Annotated in this window: 6 protein-coding genes; 1 reads left to right on the plus strand and 5 read right to left on the minus strand. The window is 68.9% G+C overall.

Features of this window, described 5'->3' with window-relative positions; genetic code table 11:
* Positions 1 to 2: 2 nt before the first annotated feature.
* Genes AB0I15_RS35875 through AB0I15_RS35895 form a run of 5 tightly spaced genes read right to left on the minus strand, consistent with a single transcriptional unit; the run spans position 3 to position 4409 of the window.
* Positions 3 to 734: a response regulator transcription factor gene (locus tag AB0I15_RS35875; protein WP_358105564.1), complete on the minus strand. Its 732-nt coding sequence runs from the start codon at positions 732 to 734 to the stop codon at positions 3 to 5.
* 20 nt (positions 735 to 754) lie between these two features.
* Complete coding sequence (pstB, locus tag AB0I15_RS35880; protein WP_358105567.1) at positions 755 to 1561, minus strand: phosphate ABC transporter ATP-binding protein PstB; 807 nt, start codon at positions 1559 to 1561, stop codon at positions 755 to 757.
* 45 nt (positions 1562 to 1606) lie between these two features.
* Positions 1607 to 2500: a phosphate ABC transporter permease PstA gene (pstA, locus tag AB0I15_RS35885; RefSeq protein WP_358105570.1), complete on the minus strand. Its 894-nt coding sequence runs from the start codon at positions 2498 to 2500 to the stop codon at positions 1607 to 1609.
* Entirely contained in the window at positions 2497 to 3444 is a 948-nt protein-coding gene (pstC, locus tag AB0I15_RS35890; protein ID WP_358105573.1) for a phosphate ABC transporter permease subunit PstC, read from the minus strand. Before pstC ends, pstA begins: the two co-directional genes overlap by 4 nt.
* Positions 3441 to 4409 carry a PstS family phosphate ABC transporter substrate-binding protein gene (locus AB0I15_RS35895; RefSeq protein WP_358105576.1) on the minus strand — a complete coding sequence of 323 codons (969 nt, stop codon included), beginning with the start codon at positions 4407 to 4409 and terminating at the stop codon, positions 3441 to 3443. Before AB0I15_RS35895 ends, pstC begins: the two co-directional genes overlap by 4 nt.
* Positions 4410 to 4796: 387 nt before the next feature.
* Here AB0I15_RS35895 and AB0I15_RS35900 point away from each other — a divergent pair.
* A partial coding sequence (locus AB0I15_RS35900; RefSeq protein ID WP_358105579.1) for a type I polyketide synthase occupies positions 4797 to 6645 on the plus strand: 1849 nt, incomplete at its 3' end.

Raw genomic sequence — 6645 nt, forward strand, 5'->3', positions numbered from 1 at the left:
GTTTAGGTACCGGCGGACAGTGGTGGATCACCGGCCGTGAAGCGGTAGCCGATGCCCCGGACGGTGAGCAGGATCGCCGGGTTCCGCTCGTCGTCGCCCAGCCGCCGCCGCAGCCGCTTGACGTGCACGACGATGGTGTTGTCCGGGGGTTCGCCCGCGCTGCGCCACACCTTCCTGGTGATCTCGTGTTTGGTGACCACGCGGCCCGCGTTGCGCATCAGGTAGCGGAGCAGCTCGTACTCGCGCAGCGGCACGTGCACGGGCGCCCCCGCGACGCGGACGACGTGCGCGTCCTGGTCGAGCTCGATGTTCCCGACCCGCAGCAGGGGCAGCGCGGCGGGGTCGTGCGTGGTGTGGATGAGGGCCAGCAGCGCCTTGCACCGGTACGGCCGCGCGACGCACGCCGTCGCCCCCGCCGCCAGCGCCCGCATGGCGAGCTCGGCGTCCTCGGGCCCGGCGCCCAGGATGATCGGCAGGGCGGCCAGCGAGCGCCGTACGCTCTCGATGAGCGTCACCGGGTCGATGCCCGGCAGGCGCGCGCTGGCCAGCAGCACGTCGGGAGCGTGGGCCCCGATGCGCAGCAGCGCTCCGGGCCCGTCCACGGCCCGCACGACGGTGATGCCGTGCGCGGCGAGCTCGCGCAGATCGTCGTCGGGGTCGGCGACCAGGAGCACCGGCGCCCGGGAGGAGGCGCCCGATTCGCGGGGCAGGGGTGCCGCCATGGCCTGGCTCACGCTTGGTCGCTCCGTTCCGGTCAGCCGAACCGCCCGGTGATGTAGCCCTCGGTCCGCTTGTCGGCGGGGTTGCTGAAGATCCGCGCGGTGGAGTCGAACTCGACGAGCCGCCCGTGCCGCACGCCCTTGTCGTCCACCTCGGCCGTGAAGAAGGCGGTCCGTTCGGAGACCCGGGCCGCCTGCTGCATGTTGTGGGTGACGATCACGATGGTGTAGTCGCGGGACAGGACCTGCATGAGGTCCTCGATCTTGGTGGTGGCGATCGGGTCGAGCGCGGAGCAGGGCTCGTCCATGAGGATCACGTCGGGCTTGACCGCGATCGCGCGGGCGATGCACAGGCGCTGCTGCTGGCCGCCGGACAGGGCGAGGGCGTTCTGTTTGAGCTTGTCCTTGACCTCGTCCCACAGGGCCGCGCGGTGCAGGGCCTCCTCGACCACCTCGTCCAGGCCGCGGCGCTGCCCGTTGATGCGGGGCCCGTAGGCGATGTTGTCGTAGACGGACTTGGGGAACGGGTTCGGCTTCTGGAAGACCATGCCGATCCGGCGGCGTACCTCGATCGGGTCGACGGAGTCGCCGTACAGGTCCTCGGTGTAGTAGGTGATCTTGCCGGCGATGCGGGCGTCGAGGATGAGGTCGTTCATCCGGTTGAGGCAGCGCAGCACCGTGCTCTTGCCGCAGCCGGACGGGCCGATCAGCGCGGTGATCTCGCGGGGCGCGATGCGCATGTCCACCCCGCGTACGGCCTCGTAGTCGCCGTAGAAGACCGACAGGTCCTGCAGTGTGAACACGGGGTCGAAGATCTCGGCCGGTGGTGTGGAAGGAGCCATGCTCGTCCTCGCTCCCGTCGTCATATCGGAGGTCATGGTTCGGGTTCACCACCGCTTCTGCGAGCGATTGCGGACGTAGATGGCGATCGAGTTCATCGCGATGATGACGACCAGCAGCAGCACGATCGCCGCCGAGGACAGGTCGTGGAAGGCCTCGCGCGACTGGCTGATCCAGCCGTAGATCTGGATCGGCAGCACGGTGTAGCCGCTGAGCAGGCCGTCGGGGACGTAGGCCACGTAGGTGAGGCCGCCGAGCAGCAGCAGCGGGGCCGCCTCGCCGGCCGCCCGCGACAGGGCCAGGATGGAGCCGGTGGCCATGCCGGGGATGGCGGAGGGCAGCACCTGACGCCAGATCGTCTGCCACTTGGTGGCGCCCAGGCCGTAGGAGGCGCTGCGGATCTCGCCCGGCACCGCGCGGATGGCCTCGCGGGAGGCGATGATCACGATGGGCAGCACCAGCAGCGACAGGGTGATGGACGCGGTGAGGATCGTGGTGCCGAAGCCGAAGCCGCGGGCGATGATGCCCAGGCCGAGGATGCCGTAGACGATGGAGGGGATGGCGGCCAGGTTGGCGATGTTCAGTTCGATCAGCCGGTTGTACCAGCGGCGGTGGTCGGCGTACTCCTCCAGGTAGATGGCCCCGAGGATGCCGACCGGCAGGCAGAACACCGCGGTCATGCCGATCACCCACAGGCTGCCGAACAGCGCGGACTTCGCGCCCGCCCGCTCGGGACGCCGGATCGACGGGAAGTTCTCCCACAGCCGGGGGTCCAGCCGCGACCAGCCCTTGTAGACCACGTAGACCAGCAGCGTCACCAGGAACGCCACCGCGACGAGCAGGCACAGCCGCAGCAGCAGTTTGAAGACGATGTCGCCCCACGGGACACGCCGGCGGGTGAGCAGCGGCTCGCGTCGCCCGGGGAGGGTGGGGGCGGTCATTCGTACACCTCCCGGAACTTGCGCACCAGGCGGGCGCTGATGAAGTTCATCGCGAACGTGATGAGGAACAGCAGGGCGCCGACGGCGAAGATGGTCTTGTAGTCGAGCGAGGCGGTCGGCAGGTCGCCCGACCCGGCCTGGGCGATGAAACCGGTCATCGTCTGCATGGCGTCCAGCGGGTTGAACGACAGTGCGGGCTTGTTGCCCGAGGCGATGGCCACGATCATCGTCTCGCCGATGGCGCGGGAGATCGCCAGCACGAACGAGGCCACCACACCCGACAGCGCGGCGGGCAGCACGACGCGCACGGCCACGAGCCTGGTGGACGAGCCCAGCGCGTACGCACCGTCACGCAGGCCCTGGGGCACCGCCGACATGGCGTCCTCCGACAGCGACGCCACCGTCGGAACGATCATCACACCCATGACCAGACCGGCCGAGATGGCGTTGAAGATGTCCGGCTGCAGGCCCGCGGGCAGGTACGTCTGGAGCGCGGGGGTGACGAAGCGCAGCGCGAAGAAGCCGTACACGACGGTCGGGACACCCGCGAGGACCTCCAGGACGGGCTTGAAGATCCTGCGGGTGCGGGCGTGGGCGTACTCGCTCAGGTACAGGGCGGCGCCCAGGCCGAGCGGGATCGCCACGATGACGGCGATCACCGTGATCAGGAACGTGGCGGTGACCAGCGGCAGCACGCCGTAGGCGGGCGGCTCGAACAGCGGCGCCCACTGGGTGGTGGTGAAGAACTCGCCGACGCTCACCGCCTCGAAGAACTCGGCGGTGGGCGGCACCAGCGAGATCACGATGCCGGCGGTGGTCGCGACCGACACCAGTGCGGCCGCCACCAGCACCACCTGCACCGCGCGTTCCCCGTAGCGCGTGCGCGCCCTCCCCAGCGGCCCCTTCGGGCTCGCCGGGGAGGGCGTGGAGCCGGTCGTGCTCATCCGCCGGCCTGGGCCTTCAGCTTGTCAAGGTCGGCCTTGAGCTCGGTCTCCTGCTGCGGGTTCAGCGGGATGAACTTGGCGTCCTCGGCGATCTGCGTGTGGTTGGCCACGAAGTACTCGACGAAGGCCAGCACCTCGGGCCGCTTGAGCGAGGCGGCCTTGGGATAGATGAACAGCGGCCGCGACAGCGGCTTGTACGTCCCGTCCTGCGCCGCCTGCACGCTCGGGCCCACGCACCCGCCGCCGCTGTCGATCTGCACGGCCTTGAGCTTGCCGGCGTTCTCCTCGAAGTAGGAGAAGCCGAAGTAGCCGAGGCCGCCCTTGGAGCCGGCCACGCCCTGGACGGTCACGTTGTCGTCCTCGCTCGGGCTGTAGTCGGTACGGCTCTTGCCCTCCTCACCGTTGATCACGTCGGTGAAGTAGTCGAACGTGCCCGAGTCCGTGCCGGCGCCGAACAGCTTGAGCGGCTCGCTGGGGAACTTGGCGTCGACCTGGTTCCAGTTGTTCACCTTCGAGCCCGGCTCCCAGATCTTCTTGAGCTGCTCGACGGTGAGGCAGCCCGCCCAGGTGTTGTCCTTGTGCACCACGACCGTCAACGCGTCGTTGGCCACCGAGAACTCCTCATAGGCGATGCCCTTGGCCTGGCACGCGGTCTTCTCCTCGTCCTTGATCGGGCGGGAGGCGTTGGAGATGTCGGTCTCGCCGTTGCAGAACTTCTCGAAACCGCCGCCGGTGCCGGAGGTGCCGACCGTGACCCGTACCTTGGCCTGCTGCTCGGCGAACAGCTCGGCCGCCGCCGTGGACAACGGCGCGACCGTGCTGGAGCCGTCGACCTTCACGTCACCGGAGAGCTCCTTGGCCGACTGGGCCGTGCCCGGTTCGGCGGACGTCTGATTGGCACCGCCGCATGCGGCGAGCACGAGTGCGCTTGCCACGGCCAGTGCCGTGCGCGTTCCTTTGCTCACGATCATTCCTCCGGCTCGTGACCAGGTCTCTGGATCCCCCGCACTCGCATAGAAGAATGTCAATGTGAACACTCGGCAAACAACGCTTGAGCGGTGGCTAAATTCATTGACGCTCATCTATGCGACCTGGGGCCTCGCGGGCGAGCGGCGTCGGCCGGGCGGGTGCGCCTTGGTCGCGTTGGCGCCCGTCCCGCTTGTTCGGCCACGCCGCGAGGACTCGCGCGGACCCGCACGGGCCTTCGCCCGCCTGGCCCAGATGGCAGCGGGCGCGGGCGCCCCTTAAGGGTGCATTTAGCGGCCGTTTAGAGCCCCGCTAGGCTCCCCGGCAATCCTACGCTGAGCGAATGCTGCGCACTCAGAGCAGGATCACGGGCAGGAGAATTATAAATGGCCGAAACCGCCCTTAACCTTGTCGCCCGGGACAACGCCATCGCGGTAATCGGAATATCCTGCCGCCTCCCCAAATCCCCTGATCCGAACTCCTTCTGGCGGCTGCTGCGCACCGGCCGGAGCGCCATCTCGGAGGCGCCGCCGCAGCGGCGGGACGTCATCTTTTCGGGCGCCGATCGTTATCGTTGCGGATTCCTGGATCAGATCGATCGTTTCGACCCCGATTTCTTCGGCATTTCCCCGCGCGAAGCCGCCATGATGGATCCGCAGCAGCGGCTGGTGCTGGAACTGGGCTGGGAAGCACTCGAAGACGCCGGCATCGTGCCGGAAGGGATTCGGGATTCGCGTACCGGGGTGTTCGTCGGCGTCATTTGGGATGACTATGCCACGTTGCTCGGGCGGCAGGGGGTGGAGGCGTACGACCATCATTCGCTGACGGGGACCCAGCGGGCCATCATCGCGAACCGGCTGTCGTACACGCTGGGGCTGCGGGGGCCGAGCCTGACCGTGGACACGGCCCAGTCGTCGTCGCTGGTCGCCGTACATGTGGCGTGCGAGAGCCTGCGCCGTGGGGAGAGCACGCTCGCCCTGGTCGGCGGCGTGAACCTCATCGTCGCCCCGGAGAGCACCGCGGGCGCGGCCTCCATGGGCGGCCTCTCGCCCGACAGCCGCTGCTTCACCTTCGACAGCCGCGCGAACGGTTACGCGCGGGGAGAGGGCGGAGGTCTGGTGGTGCTCAAGCCCCTGTCCCGGGCGGTCGAGGACGGGGATTCGATTTACTGCGTGATCCGGGGCAGCGCGGTGAACAATGACGGCGGTACGAATGGGTTGACCGTACCCAGTGTGCGGGCGCAGGCGGAGGTGCTGCGGCGCGCATATCAACAGGCGGGGGTCGATCCGGCCGAGGTTCAATATGTCGAACTCCATGGAACCGGCACACGCGTGGGCGACCCCATCGAGGCCGCCGCACTGGGCGCCGCGCTGGGCACCGCGCGTTCGTCCCAGGATCGCCTGACAGTCGGTTCGGCCAAAACCAATGTGGGCCATTTGGAGGGCGCCGCCGGAATCGTCGGCCTGTTGAAAACCATTCTGAGCCTCCGGCACCGGGAAATTCCGCCCAGCCTGAACTTCGAAACCCCGAACCCGAGCATCGACCTGGACGCGCTGAATTTGCGGGTCCAGGTCGGCCTGACCCCGTGGCCACATATCGATCGGCCTTTGGTGGCCGGGGTCAGCTCTTTCGGCATGGGCGGGACCAACTGTCACGTGGTGCTTTCGGCCGTCGAACATTCTCCGGACGTTCCCGATTCCGCGGGCGACCCGGTGGTGCCCTGGGTGATCTCGGCCAGGAACGAGCCGGCCCTGCGTGCGCAGGCCCGCAACCTGGCCCGCCTGGCCCGCTCCGGCGCCGCCGGCCGGCCGGTGGACATCGCCCACGCTCTGGCGACCACGCGTACGCACTTCTCCCACCGGGCGGCGGTCGTGGCCACGCATGCGGAGGAGTTCGCCACCGCCCTGGAGGACCTGGCGACCGGCCGGCCCAACCCGGCGGTGCTCCTGGATGCCGAGCCGAGCTCGGGATCGTCGGGGACGGTGTTCGTCTTTCCTGGTCAGGGCGGGCAGTGGCCTGGCATGGGCCGCCGCCTGTACGCGGCCTCGCCTGTCTTCCGTGAGCACCTGGACGCCTGCGCCGAGGCTCTGGCGCCGTTCACCGACTGGTCCCTGCTCGACGTACTGCACCAACGGGACGGCGCGCCCTCCCTGGACCGCGTCGACGTCGTCCAACCGGCCCTGTTCGCGATCATGGTCGCCCTCGCCCGCCTCTGGCAACACCACGGCATCCACC

The organism is Nonomuraea sp. NPDC050643, from assembly GCF_040654715.1.
In the GTDB taxonomy this organism is placed as follows: Bacteria; Actinomycetota; Actinomycetes; order Streptosporangiales; family Streptosporangiaceae; genus Nonomuraea.

Coding starts and splice junctions, on each gene's coding strand:
- pstB (WP_358105567.1), bottom strand. CDS start 1,561: ATGGCTCCTTCCACACCACCGGCCGAGATCTTCGACCCCGTGTTCACA.
- pstA (WP_358105570.1), bottom strand. CDS start 2,500: ATGACCGCCCCCACCCTCCCCGGGCGACGCGAGCCGCTGCTCACCCGC.
- pstC (WP_358105573.1), bottom strand. CDS start 3,444: ATGAGCACGACCGGCTCCACGCCCTCCCCGGCGAGCCCGAAGGGGCCG.